The sequence below is a fragment of the Vreelandella venusta genome, assembly GCF_015689495.1.
GTDB classification, from domain to species: Bacteria; Pseudomonadota; Gammaproteobacteria; order Pseudomonadales; family Halomonadaceae; genus Vreelandella; species Vreelandella venusta.
Genome location: NZ_CP065135.1, coordinates 3,426,322 through 3,441,708, shown reverse-complemented (window position 1 = coordinate 3,441,708; position 15,387 = coordinate 3,426,322). Strand labels below are relative to the sequence as shown.

The window sequence follows — 15,387 nt, the reverse complement described above, 5'->3', positions numbered from 1 at the left end:
CGTAGGAGGCCAGCATGTCACAAGCCCACCGTTTGCCAAAACTACTTAAAATGCTGCGTCACTACGATGATCCAATCAGCGGTGCGGATCTGGCTGAAGCGCTAGGTATACCGCTAAGCGCTCTCTACAAAGATATTGCTGTGCTTAGAGCCGTAGGTGTCGAGATTGTTAGTGAACCAGGCCAAGGCTATGTGCTCCCGCCTAGTGCTCAATTACCTCCCGCAGCACTTTGTGAGCCAGCCGCCGAACGGTCTGATGAGCTGGTTTTCTATACTCACCCCCTCTCGCGGGGAGGCATTGTGCACTGGATGCTTGAAGAGCTTGGCGTACCTTATCGCTTGGTGGTCCTGGAGTACGGCGCCACAATGCATGCGCCAGACTATTTAGCCATCAACCCGATGGGTAAGGTGCCGGCTATTCGCCACGGTGAGCGAGTGGTCACGGAGGCTGCCGCTATCTGCGCTTATCTTGCCGATGCTTTTCCCGAGGCAGGTTTGGCACCGCCGCTTTCAGCCAGAGCCGACTATTATCGCTGGCTATTCTTCGCTGCTGGGCCGCTAGAAGCGGCTGCCTCGCTTAACAGCTTGGGCTTCCAACCTAACCCAGAGCAGCGGATGCGGCTAGGTTCTGGCGATTATGCGACGGTGATTGACGCTCTAGCTGCGGCCGTTAATGGGCGCCGCTATATCGCTGGTGATGTTTTCAGTGCTGCCGATATTTATGTCGGCTCCCACATTGGATGGGGAATGCAGTTTGGAACCCTACCACGTCGTCCTGAATTCGAACATTACTGGGCAGGGCTGCAAAGCCGCCCTGCACGGCAGCATTGCGAGATGTTTATCCAGCAGGCGTTGGCACAGTAGTGGTAGTTGCCCCCACGCTGATGAACATTTATTAAGTTTTTATTCTCATTCTATTAATAATTAGGAAAATTATGAACGCACTGCACTTCTCTTCGATCCGTCGTACTAAAATTGTTGCCACTTTGGGCCCCGCCAGCGACCGAGAAGGTGTCTTAGAAGCCATGCTAGCGGCGGGTGTTGATGTGGTGCGTTTAAACTTCTCGCATGGCAACGCAGAGGATCATCGTCGACGCTTAATGCGTGTGCGCGAAATTGCTACTCAGCTGGGCCGTAGTGTCGCAGCACTGGGGGATCTGCAAGGCCCTAAAATTCGTATCGCGCGCTTCAAAGAGGGCGCGGTGGTTCTTCAAGAGGGCCAGCCGTTTATTCTCGATATGGCACTTGATGGCGATGCGGGTGATGTACACCAAGTGGGCTGTGACTACAAAACCTTGGCGCAAGATGTGACTGCCGGCGATCGCCTGCTGCTAGATGACGGTCGGGTGGTGCTAGATGTTACACGGGTAGAGGGGCAACAGGTACACACCGAGGTGGTGGTGGGCGGTAAGCTCTCCAACCATAAGGGTATTAACAAGCAAGGTGGTGGGCTTTCTGCTCCCGCGTTGACCGAGAAAGATAAAATTGACCTAAAAACCGCTGTTGAGATTGGTGTCGACTACCTCGCTATCTCGTTCCCCCGTCATGCGGAAGATATGTTAGAGGCGCGCCGTTTACTCGGTGAAGCAGGTAAAGATATTGGCTTAGTTGCCAAGGTAGAACGTGCTGAAGCCGTAGCGGATGAGGCAACCCTTGATGGCATTATTGAAGCATCAGAAGCGGTCATGGTGGCGCGTGGCGATTTAGGGGTCGAGATTGGCGATGCCAAGTTGGTCGGCGTGCAGAAGCGCATGATCAAGCGCGCGCGTTCGCTTAACCGCGCTGTGATTACCGCCACGCAAATGATGGAAAGCATGATTTCTGCGCCGCTGCCTACCCGCGCAGAGGTATTCGACGTTGCCAACGCGGTGCTGGATGGCAGTGATGCGGTAATGCTTTCCGCCGAAACGGCTGCAGGCGATTACCCACTGGAAACCGTTGAGGCGATGGCACGAGTATGCTTAGGCGCCGAACGTGAGAAAACTGCCCAAGAGTCAGGGCACCGTATTCATGAAGGTTTCTCACGGCCAGACGAAACCATTGCACTTTCGGCAATGTATGCTGCTAACCATATGAAAGGCGTGACTGCGATTGCCTGTATGACCTCTTCGGGTTATACGCCGCTAATTGCCTCGCGTATTCGTTCAGGCTTACCTATCGTAGGACTTGCCCACACCCCCATTGCTCAACGCCGTATGGCGCTTTATCGTGGTGTTGTATCACTGCCGTTTGATACCTCAGCAATGAGCGCCACAGAGTTGAATGACGAAGCACTGACGCTGTTGGTTAAGCAGGGTGTTGTTAAGCTTGGCGATCATGTGATACTGACTCGAGGTGATCATATGAACGCTCATGGCGGCACTAATACCATGAAGATCATGGCAATTACCGAACAGCATATTGAGCAAGCGCAGCTCTGATTGATGCGAATCCTGCTATTAACGTATTTACTGTTTGTTACTGCGCCTGTGTTTGCAGGCGCACCTATTATTGCAGCAGCTTCTAATCTGCAGTTTGCACTGGAAGAGGCTGCGCAACGCTTTACCCAGCAAACGGGCCATGCCCTGCGCCTCAATTTTGGTTCCTCCGGAAATTTTCGCCGCCAAATTGCTCAAGGGGCTCCCTTTGAGTTATTTCTCTCGGCGAACGAATCTTTTGTACAAGCGCTTTATCAACAAGGCCACGTCGATAACGAGGGCGTTATTTACGCTCGTGGTCGGCTAGCGTGGGCGCAGCCTAAAGGAAAGTACCCACCACCTGAGGCACACACGCCGCTTGCTGGTGTTTATGAAGCTATTGCCGCACTTGAGGAGGGGCAGCGTCAGCGTATCGCGATTGCCAGCCCTGAGCACGCGCCTTACGGAGTTGCTGCTCAAGAGGTATTGCTACAGGCTGGGCTGTGGGAAGCTAGCGAGCCATTGCGCATTCAAGGCGAAAATGTATCGCAAACGCTGCAGTTTGCTCTGTCGGATGATGCCCGGGGTGGGTTAGTAGCGTACTCATTAGTGCTGGCTCCAACCCTCAGCGAGCGAAGTGAGTTTGTATTGATTCCCGAAGCGTGGCACACACCGTTGCGTCAACGTATGGTACTTACACCTCAGGCAGGAGAGGTGGCTCAGGCTTTTTATGCGTGGCTTCAGCAAGCAGACGCGCAGGCTATTTTCCAACAGTACGGTTTTAATACAGATTAATGGACTGGACAGCGCTCTCGGTATCGCTGCACTTAGCAGGCTTGACCTGTCTTTTTTTGCTGCCCGTTGGGGTGTGGCTAGGCCGTGCATTGGCTACCGCACATTTTCGCGGCAAAGGGCTATGCGAAGCGCTAGTGGCGTTACCGTTAGTGTTGCCACCCACCGTGCTTGGCTTTTACTTGCTACAACAATTTGGCCGTGACGCTCCCCTGGGAAGTGTTTGGGCTTCGTTAACAGGAGGCGGGCTCAACTTTACTTTTAGCGGTATCTTGCTCGCCTCACTAATCGCTAATTTACCTTTTGCAATTCAGCCTATTCAGCGTGCGTTTGAGAATGTGCCAACTAATCTGCGTGAAGCTGCCTGGTGCAGCGGGCTGAGCCCTTGGCAAACATTTTTGCGCATTGAACTACCGCTGGTATGGCCGGGCATTCTTTCCGCTCTCGCATTAACATTCGCCCATACGTTGGGAGAGTTTGGGGTGATTTTAATGGTCGGTGGTGCGATTGATGGGGAAACCCGCACGCTAGCGATTGCTATCTATGATCGGGTCCAGGCGTTCGATGAGCAGGGGGCCGCACGTATGTCAGCGCTGTTGTTATTGGTGTCGCTAACGACCCTAGGTCTGGTATACGGGCTTGCAGGCAAGCGTAGGTGGGGACGTGGCTAAAGTGAACACGGGCAGTGGGCTGGAAGTAATGGCTAAGCAGTGCGGCCCGATACCGCTGGATGCGACATTTAGCTGTCCTGCGGGTGAACTTCTAGCACTGGTAGGCCCGTCCGGCAGTGGCAAAACTACCTTACTGCGTACTATCGCTGGCCTATATCAACCAGAGCAAGGCCAGGTGGCATGTTTGGGCAGCACTTGGTTAGCAACGGAGCGGCGTTACTCGCTTACCCCTCAGCAGCGAAAAATCGGCATCGTATTTCAAGATTATGCACTGTTTCCCCATCTTAGTGCGCTAGCGAATGTTCAGCTTGCCCTGGGACACCTTCCTCACTCTGAACGGCCGCACCGTGCCCAGCAGTGGCTTGCCAATGTGCGTTTGGAGGGGCTGGAAAAGCGCTTTCCTAACGAGCTTTCTGGCGGCCAGCGCCAGCGGGTGGCGCTGGCACGCGCCTTAGCTCGTGAGCCGCAGGTACTGTTGTTAGATGAACCCTTCTCAGCCGTTGACCAGGTGACCCGACGCCGATTGCAGCGAGAACTGGCGCTGTTGCGCCAGCAAATATCGATTCCCATTATCTTGGTTACCCACGATTTAGAAGAAGCCACTGCGCTAGCAGATCAAATTTGCGTGCTGCATAACGGCGTAAGTCTGCAGCAGGGGAGCCCGGAAACACTATTTCGGCGGCCTGCTTCGCCGCTGGTGGCAAGGCTTTTAGATCGCCACAATATTTTTGAGGGTGAAGTGACCAGTGTTAATGGCCAGAAACAGCTGCAGTGGGGGGATCGATACTTAGAGGTTGCTGCAGGCCTCTCTGATCTGCCGCTGGGTGAGAGAGTGACATGGTACTTGCCGCCTTCCGACATTGTGCTGCATCGCCGTGGTCGACCTTCACAGGGCGAGCGTGAAAACCCGGTGGCCGCTATTGTGCATGAAATGATCGTTCTTGGCGGTATCACCTCAATCTCGCTGCGTGTTTTACATGGCGATATGCTACGTTTCGATATTGCCACCCATGCTGCTAGGCGCAACCAGCTAGCACTGGGGGAGCCGGTATATGTGTCGCTGCTTGCTGAAGGCATTCATATTATGTCAGGAAAACATGTGGCTACGTCGTCACGCCATATATCCTCAAATAACCTAGCTTCAAATAACCAGTCCGCTAATAACATGCCCTCTCATCATAAAAGGAACCTGCCATGACTGTTACTCGCCGTCAGCTACTGAAGACGTCTTTGGGAGTTTCACTAGCGGCGAGCTTACCGTTGCCGCTGTTGAGCGCTTGGGCTGATGAATCTCGCCAAGCCTCGACATTGCCGCTGGCGATTCACAGCCAGGAAGGCCCTCATCGATTAGACGTTGAAGTGGCCGAGACCGCCGCTCAGCGACAGCGCGGCTTAATGGAACGCGAGCACCTGCCGGAAGCGCGTGGCATGCTGTTCCGGTTCGAGAGCGAACAGCCCGCTGGCAACGCCTTTTGGATGTACCGCACGTTAATCCCCTTGGATATTGCTTTTATCAACGGCGAAGGGCGGATTGTGGCGATCAACACCATGCAACCCTGCGCGTCCGATAGCCCTCGTGAGTGCCCCGCATACCCCGCAGGTGCGTCTTATCATGCTGCGCTGGAAGTTAACGCAGGCTACTTCGCTGAGCGTGGTATCCAGGTGGGCGACTGTGTATCAGTCCCTGCTTTGGCTGGGTTTTGCCGCCCTGATGCATAGCACTTATAACAGGCACTTAGAAACAGTACGCCGACACCGGCGTACTACAATGGCTTTGCTGGACGACGCTTACCAACGTTGAGCACGATCAGAGCAATACCGGCTACCACAAGCCCCCCGCCTGCCAGCTTATGGATTCCTAAGCTGTCGCCCATCAATAGCACGCCCAAGCCAACAGCAAGTACCGGTACCAGTAAGGTCATTGGTACCACGCGATTCACAGGATGACGGCGTAGTAAGGCATACCAAATGCCATAAGCAACAATTGATGACATTACCGCGGTGTAAATCATCGCTCCCCATCCGCGCCAGCTTGCTTGCTGAATGGCCTGCCACTGGCCTGTTTCAAATAGCCAAGACCCTAACGCGACCTGAGGAACCGCAAACAGCGCTACCCAGCCTGCCAGTGCTAAGGGAGCGATAGGCGGACCGCGCTTAATCAACAGTTGGGAAACTGCCCAGCCAAACGCGCTTAACAACAGAATCGTCAGCGGCAGTGGCGAGGGCAACGTTGGCCCGCCTGCGAGCACAATGATGCCCGCGAAAGAGAACAGCAGTCCCACGATGCGCTTTGCTCCCAGTTTTTCTTTAAGAAATACCACTGCCAGTAGCGTGGCAAACGGCATACCCATCTGTACCAGCAGCGCTCCAGTGCCTGCTTCTGCTTGGCCTAAACCGATAAACAGCAGCGCAAAATGCAGGCTGCCAAACGTGAAAGAGAGTAAGAGCAAAAAAGGCAGCTGAGCGCGAGCGACAGGGTAGAAAGGCACCAATAGGACAGCGACCAGCGCAAAGCGCAGAGTCGTCATTAGTAGCGGTGGTAGCTCCGCCACCCCCACCTTTATGACAATAATATTCAGCGCCCAAATAGCGATGACAAATAGGCCTAACAACAGGTCGCGTAGTGGCACGTTGATATCCGTTGATCACAATTTAACAGTGGCTTTAGCATATCAGTAAGCGCTACTGCAGCGTAATGGCGCGGTGTTCATCTACCCACAGTTAACGGTGAAATGCTAACGACCGACTTCCTTTAAACTCATGAGTGCCTACAATAGAGCGTTGCCTGCTTTAGCGTTTATGTTGTAGCCAATAGCGGCGCACTGTGGGTAGATAATAGATATCGCTGGATACCAATTGATAAAAAAGGATCGACAATAATGACGCTGACACGCTCTATGGCTCGTTTAACAGTAGGTTTAGCTGGTGCGGCTTTACTCTCGGCTTCTTTCTCTGCACAAGCACGTGAACTCTCTGTTTCCACTGTTTTATCGGATGCTTTCCCATGGGGGCAAGCGGCGGAAAAGTGGGCGGAATTGGTGGAGGAGCGCAGTGGTGGAGAACTAACGCTGCGCGTTTATCCAAACTCTCAGTTAGTCTCAGGTGATCAAACTCGTGAATTTTCGGCCATGCGTTCGGGTCTAATTGATGCTGCGGTGGGCTCGACGATTAATTGGTCGCCCCAGGTCCCTGAACTGAATTTATTCTCTTTGCCGTTCTTTATTCCCGATGAGGCTGCTGTGGATGCCGTTACTGGCGGCGAAGCGGGTGAGTTGGTCTTTGCGGCAATTGAATCCCGTGGTGTTATGCCGCTGGCCTGGGGCGAAAATGGCTTCCGCCAAGTGTCAAACTCCCGTGGGCCGATTAGTCAGCCAGAAGATTTGGAGGGCCTGAAAATTCGCGTGGTGGGCTCACCGCTGTTCCAGGATACCTTCTCTGCTCTTAACGCTGATCCGACGCAAATGAGTTGGACAGATGCTCAGCCAGCGTTAACCACCGGCGCGGTTGACGGGCAAGAGAACCCGCTTTCAGTCTTTGATGTTGCGCGTATTGATCAGGTGGGCCAGGAGCACTTAACGCTCTGGAACTACATGAATGACCCGCTGGTTTTTGCAGTTAACCAGCAGGTATGGCAGTCGCTTGATGAAGAGCAGCAAACGCTGTTGCGTGAAACGGCAATTGAGGCTGGGGAGTGGGAAATCGCCATGACGCGCGAGGAAGAAAGCGAGCGCCTGGCGGCTATTCAAGAGCGTGGTGTGACGGTTACTGAGTTAACCGATGAACAGTACCAAGCCTTTGTTGAAGCCACCCAGTCCGTTTACGAAAAATGGGCACCGCGCATTGGTGAAGATGTGGTTAACGCGGCTCGGTCGGCTATCGACGCACGTTAATGAATCCTTTGGTGTTTTAACTACCGGCCTACAGGGCCGGTAGCTTTTTCTGTTGTGAGGCTGCCATGAAAGGCTTTCCCGATGCACGCCCTGAACGTTGGCTGGGTGCGCTGTCACTTATTATTATTTCGTTGATTAGTTTGGGAAATGTGGTCACACGTTACCTGACAGGCGGCTCATTCTCGTTTACCGAAGAATTTTCCGTATTCTTGCTAGTGGTGCTTACCTTTGCAGGGGCATCGGTGGCGCTTAGGCGAAACCGTCATATTCGTATTGGTTTTTTGGAGCGGGCGCTACCTGGGCGCTGGCGCAGTGCCCTTATTCTATTTCAAGCGCTATGCGGGGTAACCGTTCTGGGCTTGATTACTTGGTATGGTGGAAAGCTAGCTTGGCAAGAGTACCAATGGGAATCGCTATCACCGGGGTTAGGGTTGCCCCAGTGGTGGTACTTAGTATGGCTGCCGATATTGTCCTTTGCCATGGTGTGGCGTCTTGTTCAGCAAACCCGAGATCGATTAAATGGAGGGCTGAATAATGACGCCTGATATTTGGATGATTCTTGCCTTTGCGGGATTTTTGATAGCAGGTGTGCCCGTGGCATTTTCGCTCGCTTTGGCTGGCTCGGTGGGAATTGTGGCTGGGCTTTCGCCAGATATGTTAGCGACGCTGGGCACCAATACCTATAACAGCATTGCTAAATATCCTTTAATCGCGATACCGCTATTCATACTGACGGGACTGATTTTTGAGCGCTCAGGTGTGGCGTTACGCTTGGTACGCTTTGCTCAGGCTCTTATTGGGCCTCGTCATGGCGGCCTAGCGTTGGTCGCGGTGCTGGTGTGTATGATTATGGGGGGTATGAGCGGCTCGGGCCCGGCGGATGCGGCGGCAGTGGCTATGGTAATGCTGCCGAGCATGACGAAAGCGGGCTACCCAAAGCCATTTTCCGCAACGCTTATTGCTGCATCAGCCTCCACCGCTATCCTAATCCCTCCTTCCGTGGCGCTAATTCTCTATTCGATTGTGGTACCTGGTGTTGATCTGCGCGCGTTATTTGCCGCAGGGCTTTTTCCCGGCATTTTGGCAGGGTTAGCGCTGCTGGTGCCTGCGATGATCGTTGCTAAGCGTTACGGCTGGGAGGGGACTCCGGCGGTCGGCGCTGAAACCTTGACCGTGCGTACGACGTTTAGGCAAGCATTGCCCGCTTTATTTGCTCCAGTGCTCATTTTAGGAGGGCTTCGCTCAGGCCTATTTACGCCGACAGAAGCCGCCGTCGTAGCGGTTGCCTATGGCACCATCGTGGGGCTGTTTTTGACGAAAGAGCTTTCGCTACGTGACCTATGGGAATTGTTAGGAGAGGCCGCGATTATTTCTGGAGTGGTGATGTTGATTATCGCTCTAGCGGGTATTTTTGCTTGGGCCGGAACAATGCTGGGGACTTTCCGCCATTTGGCAGAGTGGATTATCGGTCTAACCGACAACGGTGTTTTGCTGCTGGTGCTGGTTATGCTGGCGGTATTAGTCGCAGGTATGCTGCTTGATGCTATTTCTATCTACCTCATCATGATGCCAGTGCTTATCCCCGTCATGCAGCACTTTGAATGGAATCCGGTTTGGTTCGGCATTCTGCTAGCGATGAACATTGCTATTGGTCAATTTACCCCGCCGGTTGCGGTGAATTTAATGGTAACCACAGAGGTTGCCAAAATTCGTTTGGAAGAGACTTTGGGGTGGGCGTTGCTGTTTGTTGTGGCGATGGGGTGTGCACTCGCTCTTGTGGCTATTTTTCCAAATATTGCGCTGTGGTTGCCATCAGTACTTGGTTACAACATCTAGCCATCCCATGGCTGGCGTAGTTCGTCATAAGATGCTTAATCCGCTATACGCTATGCGAATACGGCATGGCTGTTAACGGTAACTAAACGTAATTCATCGGTAATCTGAATTTGTTGTCTGAGCTGCTTGTGGTAGGCAATGTCATCTACAGCACATTGTCTCTAAGCATTAAGTTTATCTGTTAAACAGCAGGACTTAATTGCAAGCACTAGGATGTGTATGGGCGTTATAGCAGTAATGACTTACTGCGTATTTCGCCAAGTATGTTTTTTTTCGCTAAAGTAGTAAGTGTTGGCTGTACTAGTCGACGTTGATAACAGATTGTCTTGAAAACGTTTTGGCAGAAAAACACCTGAGGGAATCGTTCAGCAGGTGGGGTTAAAGCGTATAACGCTCACAACATCAAGATAAAGAGGTGTGTCCATGAAACGCCATGTATTTTCCACTGCCGCCTTCTCAGGCGCGCTGATTGCGGCCGCTACGTTTGCATCTCCGGCGGTTGCGCAAGAACGCTTCATCACTATCGGTACCGGTGGCCAAACAGGTGTGTACTACGTAGTCGGTCAGTCGATCTGTCGATTGGTGAACCGTCTGGAAGACGCTGACATCAAATGTAATGCACCTTCTACTGGTGGCTCCGTGGCCAACATCAACGGTATCAAGTCCGGCGAATTGGACATGGGTGTCGCTCAGTCGGATGTTCAGTACCAAGCTTATAACGGTACTGGGAACTTTGAAGGTGAGGCCTATGAAGACCTGCGCGCGGTGTTCCGCGTTCACGGTGAGCCGCTGACTATCCTGGCTCGTGCTGATGCCAACATTAATTCCCTTGATGACTTGGAAGGTAAGCGCGTCAATATCGGCAACCCAGGCTCTGGGCAGCGCAACACCATGGAAGTGGTGATGGGCGCCAAAGGCTGGACTGAAGATTCTTTCTCGTTAGCGTCTCAACTCGATGCCGCCGAAATGGCTGCCGCGCTTGCTGACAACAACATCGACGCGATGGCCTATGTCGTGGGGCACCCCAATGGAGCCATCCAGGAAGCGACTACCACCGTCGATTCGCGTCTGGTGCCTCTCAACGATGAGACAGTTCAGGGCATTGTTGATGAGTTCCCGTACTATTCCATGTCGGTCATTCCAGGTGGATTGTACAAAGGTAACGACGAAGACGTCGAAACCTTCGGTGTCGCAGCGACCTTCGTGACTACCGCAGAGACCGACGACGACATCATCTACCAGACCGTTAAAGCGGTATTCGATAACTTCGATCGCTTTAAGCGTCTGCACCCGGCCTTCGAGAACCTCGATCCCCAAGACATGGTGACCTCTGGTCTATCAGCACCACTGCATGAAGGTGCCGCTCGTTACTACCGAGAGCAGGGCTGGATCGAGTAACTTGGCCAAGCTGAGGTGATTTCGCCTCAATGAGTGATTACGCGGCCACGTCGAGTGGCCGCGTATTCTGTTTGAGATGCTGTATGGCGTAATGCCAATGGAATCTTTCGTCACTACATACCAGGCAGGGTTAGCTTATGACTGAGGACAAGAACAGGAGCGCGGAATCCGCGGTTGACCTCGAGGATATGGTGGCTTCGAGTGATACTGGGGCTCGCAAGCCTGCGGGCATGCCGGGAAAACTATTGGTTAGCATCGCCGCGGCATGGTCGCTGTTTCAACTGTGGGTCGCCTCCCCACTGCCTTTCGTGGTCGGCTTTGGTGTCTTCAATGCCACTGAGGCTCGTTCCATACACTTGGCATTCGCGCTGTTTTTAGCCTATATGGCCTATCCGGCACTAAAACGCTCACCACGCGACCGCATACCCATTCAGGATTGGGTGCTAGCCGCGGCAGCGGCATTCTGTGGTGCCTATATGTTCATGTTTTATGAACAGTTGTCACAACGACCGGGGGCGCCGATTCTGCAAGATGTGATCATTGGGGTGACGGGGCTTCTGTTGCTGCTTGAAGCAACGCGTCGAGCGCTTGGCCCACCACTGATGATCATTGCCTCGATCTTCATTATTTATTCTCTTGCCGGGCCCTACATGCCAGGCATTCTTTCACACCGGGGGGTAAGTCTCTTCGGTCTGGTCAACCACCAGTGGCTGACTACCCAGGGGGTATTCGGTATCGCCCTTGGGGTTTCTACTAGTTTCGTATTCCTATTCGTGCTGTTCGGAGCCTTACTCGATAAGGCGGGTGCTGGCAATTATTTCATCAAAGTGGCGTTCTCGCTGTTGGGTCACTACAAGGGGGGGCCGGCCAAGGCTGCGGTAGTGGCATCGGGCATGACTGGCCTGATCTCGGGCTCCTCAATTGCCAACGTGGTAACTACAGGTACCTTCACCGTACCGATGATGAAGCGCGTCGGTTTTTCCTCCGAAAAGGCGGGTGCTGTTGAAGTAGCCTCCTCTGTCAACGGTCAGATTATGCCGCCCGTGATGGGCGCTGCGGCCTTCCTGATGGTCGAGTATGTCGGCATCTCCTATGTGGAAGTCATCAAGCATGCATTCTTACCTGCGCTAATTTCCTACATCGCCTTGATTTACATCGTCCATCTTGAGGCCATGAAGGCTAACCTGCAGGGCCTGCCAACCAGCAATCCTCCTAAGCCACTGGTGCGCAAGGTGATCGGCTTCTTGGGCGGTTTATTATTGATGATGGTAACGGCGCTGGTGGTCTACTACGGCCTGGGGTGGTTAAAGCCTGTTTTGGGCTCCGCCACGCCTTGGGTGGTAAGTGTAGCCCTGGTGGTGATCTACATCGCACTGCTCAAGGTGGCTTCAGGCTATCCGGAGCTCGAGCTTGACGATCCGAATGAGCCGATCTTCAAGCTGCCCCAGACCCGGCCAACGGTGATGGTTGGGCTGCAGTTCATTCTGCCGGTGATCGTGCTGGTGTGGTGCCTGATGGTAGAGCGCTTGTCTCCGGGACTGTCGGCATTCTGGGCCACGGTGCTCATGGTCTTCATCATTCTGACTCAGCGTCCCATTACGGCAATCTTCCGCGGGCAGAGTGACATGGGCGAGGATATCCGTGCGGGTGTCCTGGATCTGTGGAGTGGCTTAGTGACGGGTGCCCGCAACATGATCGGCATCGGCATCGCCACCGCGACAGCTGGCATTATCGTTGGTGCGGTTTCCCAGACCGGCGTGGGCTTGGTGCTGGCCGATGTGGTGGAAATCCTCTCTATGGGGAACCTGATGCTGATCCTGCTGCTCACTGCGGTGCTCAGCTTGATCCTCGGCATGGGTCTGCCCACTACCGCCAACTACATCGTGGTGTCGGCGCTACTTGCCCCGGTGATCGTGCAACTCGGTGAACAGAACGGTCTGTTGGTACCGCTGATTGCCGTTCACCTGTTCGTGTTCTATTTCGGCATTATGGCCGATGTGACACCACCGGTGGGGCTTGCCTCTTTCGCGGCAGCAGCCGTCTCGGGAGGAGACCCGATACGAACCGGTTTTCAGGCTTTCTATTATAGCTTGCGGACCGCGGCGCTACCGTTCCTGTTCATCTTTAACACCGACCTGCTGCTGATCGACGTGAGCTTCTTGCAGGGTATCGTTATCTTCATCATATCGACGATAGCGATGCTGATCTTTGCTGCTGGCTCGCAGGGCTTCATGATCGTGCGTAACCGCTGGTACGAATCCATTCTAATGCTGCTGGTCGCCTTTACGCTGTTCCGCCCGGGGTTCTGGATGGATATGATCCATGACCCCTATGAGTCGGTGCCGCCGTCACAGTTCGTCCAGACATTGGGTGATGTGGATGAGGAGAGCACGCTACGACTGCAGATCCGTGGTGAAGATGACTTTGGGGACCCGCTTACTACCTATATGGTTCTGCCCGTGCCTGAAGGGGAGACAGGGGAAGAGCGCTTGGAGAACCTAGGGCTTGAGCTACTGATCGAAGACGAGCGGGCGGTCATCGACATGGTAGCCTTCGGTAGCACCGCGGCCGATCTTGGCTTGGATTTCGACCAGGAAATCATCGAGGTGCTGGCACCTGTGGATCGTTGGATCAAGGAATTGATGTGGATTCCGGCGTTCCTGGTGTTTGGTTTGATCGTAGTTATGCAGCGTCGTCGTCGTAATAATACGTCAGCCACGGCTGCTGCATAAAGGAGGATGCCATGTACAGCAAAATCGTATTGCCGGTGGATCTGAACGAGGAAGCCTCTTGGTCAAAGGCTCTGCCTACGGCCATTGCGCTGTGTCAGACTTTTGGGGCTTCACTGCATGTGGTAACAGTGCTCCCTGAGTTCACGATGCCCATGGTAGGAGCCTATTTTCCAAAGAACTTTGCTGAAAAAGCACATGCTGCGTTGAAAGAGGCGCAGCATAAGTTTATTAAGGAAAATGTGCCTGAGGAGATTAAGACTCAGAGTGTGATTGCTGACGGCTCGCCATGGGAGGCCATCATTAAGGTAGGTAAAAAGCTAGATGCCGACCTGATTGTCATGGCATCTCACACCAAACGTAAATTTGTCGACTACGTTCTGGGCCCCAATGCGGAACACGTGGTTCACCATGCCAAGATTTCGGTGATGATCGTGCGCTGATGTCGATACTCGTTGACTAGTAAGAGAACTCCAGGCCATTTGGCCTGGAGTTTTTGTTTGTGGGGTTATATTAACGCTGACTAACGCATCGAATAAATTGGCGTTAATAGCATGAAAGCAGGATTTTTTGTACGTAATGCCGTGAGACAGCTCCACCTTGCCATTGCTCAGCTACATTAAAGGTACGTTAAGCCATTAACCCATGGTTAACGTACTCATGCATGTGGCGACTTTTCAGGGTGTTGGGTAAGTTCGATCTCAACCTGAGTGGGTTTAAAGGCCACCGCTGCATTGGGGCAAAACTAAGGAGTCAGGCTATGAATGCAGCTACAACAAAAACGCACGGCCGAGCAGATATGCCTAACGTGAAAATCACTATTAATAAGGTGGGGATGGATCGGCCGCGTGCATGGCTTGCCGCGGGGTTCGAGGACTTCCGTCGTGCAACTGCTATCAGTTTAACCTACGGCATGTTTTGGGTGGGATTAAGCATAGCCATTACAGCAGGCGCAATAACACTGGGATATTGGTACTGGTTATTACCTATGATCGCCGGGTTTATGTTTGTTGGACCACTGGTGGCGGTAGGCTCTTACGGCATTAGTCTTGCTCTTGAACGGGGAAGGGTTCCGAACCTTGGTGATGCCTTCGGCAGTTGGCGTCCTCATGCAGGCCAGTTGGCGATGATGGGCGTGATGATGATGATTTTCTTTCTTGCTTGGATTCGTCTTGCAACGCTGCTGTTCGCGTTATTCTTTGGCTTTGAGGTGCCGAGTCCAGCGACTCTTTACACATCACTCCTTACCACGCCAGAAGGCTTGGGCATGATTGCAGTAGGTTCAGTGGCGGGCGGTATTCTCGCTTTTGGTGCCTTTGCCATTAGTTCAGTGGCTATCCCAACGCTCATGGATCAGGACCTTACTTTTATGGAGGGTATCGAAGCTAGCGTACGTTGTGTTGCCAAAAACTTCCGTCCTATGCTGTTGTGGGCTGCTATTTTAACGGGCTGCGTTTTAATTGGCGTACTTACTTTTTACATTGGCTTGGCACTCATTTTGCCCGTTTTAGGCCACGCAACATGGCATGCTTATGAAGAGTTGGTGCGTTTTGAACCAGTCGAGAAGCTTGAGACCTAACGCTCTGAAAGCCTTAGAATGCTGAGCCTCAAACGTGTTGTTAAGTAAAAACATACTTAACCTGACTATGTAAAAGAGATAGCGTAACCTTTGCGCT

The 15,387-nt window shown here is 53.1% G+C and carries 14 protein-coding genes; 13 read left to right on the top strand and 1 reads right to left on the bottom strand.

The window, feature by feature from the left end:
* The first annotated feature begins 14 nt into the window (after positions 1 to 14).
* The 6 genes from IR195_RS16130 (at position 15) to IR195_RS16105 (ending at position 5,577) form a co-directional block, all read left to right on the top strand.
* A complete protein-coding gene (locus tag IR195_RS16130) occupies positions 15 to 863 on the top strand; it encodes an HTH domain-containing protein (RefSeq protein WP_206048068.1) in 849 nt (282 codons plus the stop codon).
* Between the two features lie 71 nt (positions 864 to 934).
* Entirely contained in the window at positions 935 to 2,419 is a 1,485-nt protein-coding gene (gene pyk / locus IR195_RS16125) for a pyruvate kinase (RefSeq protein ID WP_206048067.1), read from the top strand.
* 3 nt (positions 2,420 to 2,422) lie between these two features.
* On the top strand, positions 2,423 to 3,190 hold the full coding sequence (gene modA, locus IR195_RS16120; RefSeq protein ID WP_125751145.1) for a molybdate ABC transporter substrate-binding protein: 768 nt from the start codon (positions 2,423 to 2,425) through the stop codon (positions 3,188 to 3,190).
* Positions 3,190 to 3,858 carry a molybdate ABC transporter permease subunit gene (gene modB / locus IR195_RS16115; protein WP_125751141.1) on the top strand — a complete coding sequence of 223 codons (669 nt, stop codon included), beginning with the start codon at positions 3,190 to 3,192 and terminating at the stop codon, positions 3,856 to 3,858. Before modA ends, modB begins: the two co-directional genes overlap by 1 nt.
* Positions 3,851 to 5,056: an ABC transporter ATP-binding protein gene (locus tag IR195_RS16110; RefSeq protein WP_241006747.1), complete on the top strand. Its 1,206-nt coding sequence runs from the start codon at positions 3,851 to 3,853 to the stop codon at positions 5,054 to 5,056. The genes modB and IR195_RS16110 overlap by 8 nt, the downstream gene beginning before the upstream one ends.
* Positions 5,053 to 5,577 carry a DUF192 domain-containing protein gene (locus tag IR195_RS16105; RefSeq protein WP_206048066.1) on the top strand — a complete coding sequence of 175 codons (525 nt, stop codon included), beginning with the start codon at positions 5,053 to 5,055 and terminating at the stop codon, positions 5,575 to 5,577. The genes IR195_RS16110 and IR195_RS16105 overlap by 4 nt, the downstream gene beginning before the upstream one ends.
* 44 nt (positions 5,578 to 5,621) lie before the next feature.
* Here IR195_RS16105 and IR195_RS16100 read toward each other — a convergent pair whose 3' ends face one another.
* Positions 5,622 to 6,488 (bottom strand): DMT family transporter, encoded by an 867-nt coding sequence (locus IR195_RS16100; protein WP_125751135.1) that lies wholly within the window; start codon positions 6,486 to 6,488, stop codon positions 5,622 to 5,624.
* A gap of 249 nt (positions 6,489 to 6,737) precedes the next feature.
* On the opposite strand from IR195_RS16100, the gene IR195_RS16095 reads away from it, so the two are divergent.
* From IR195_RS16095 to IR195_RS16065, 7 genes are all read left to right on the top strand, one after another.
* A complete protein-coding gene (locus IR195_RS16095; protein WP_125751132.1) occupies positions 6,738 to 7,748 on the top strand; it encodes a DctP family TRAP transporter solute-binding subunit in 1,011 nt (336 codons plus the stop codon).
* Positions 7,749 to 7,813: 65 nt separating this feature from the next.
* Positions 7,814 to 8,293 (top strand): TRAP transporter small permease, encoded by a 480-nt coding sequence (locus IR195_RS16090; protein WP_125751129.1) that lies wholly within the window; start codon positions 7,814 to 7,816, stop codon positions 8,291 to 8,293.
* On the top strand, positions 8,283 to 9,584 hold the full coding sequence (locus tag IR195_RS16085; protein WP_206048065.1) for a TRAP transporter large permease: 1,302 nt from the start codon (positions 8,283 to 8,285) through the stop codon (positions 9,582 to 9,584). The genes IR195_RS16090 and IR195_RS16085 overlap by 11 nt, the downstream gene beginning before the upstream one ends.
* Positions 9,585 to 10,007: 423 nt before the next feature.
* On the top strand, positions 10,008 to 10,982 hold the full coding sequence (locus IR195_RS16080; protein WP_125751122.1) for a TAXI family TRAP transporter solute-binding subunit: 975 nt from the start codon (positions 10,008 to 10,010) through the stop codon (positions 10,980 to 10,982).
* Between the two features lie 137 nt (positions 10,983 to 11,119).
* Entirely contained in the window at positions 11,120 to 13,714 is a 2,595-nt protein-coding gene (locus tag IR195_RS16075) for a TRAP transporter permease (protein ID WP_125751119.1), read from the top strand.
* A gap of 11 nt (positions 13,715 to 13,725) precedes the next feature.
* A complete protein-coding gene (locus tag IR195_RS16070) occupies positions 13,726 to 14,154 on the top strand; it encodes a universal stress protein (RefSeq protein WP_125751116.1) in 429 nt (142 codons plus the stop codon).
* A 317-nt stretch (positions 14,155 to 14,471) separates the two neighbouring features.
* Positions 14,472 to 15,290: a DUF2189 domain-containing protein gene (locus IR195_RS16065; RefSeq protein WP_125751113.1), complete on the top strand. Its 819-nt coding sequence runs from the start codon at positions 14,472 to 14,474 to the stop codon at positions 15,288 to 15,290.
* Positions 15,291 to 15,387 lie beyond the last annotated feature (97 nt).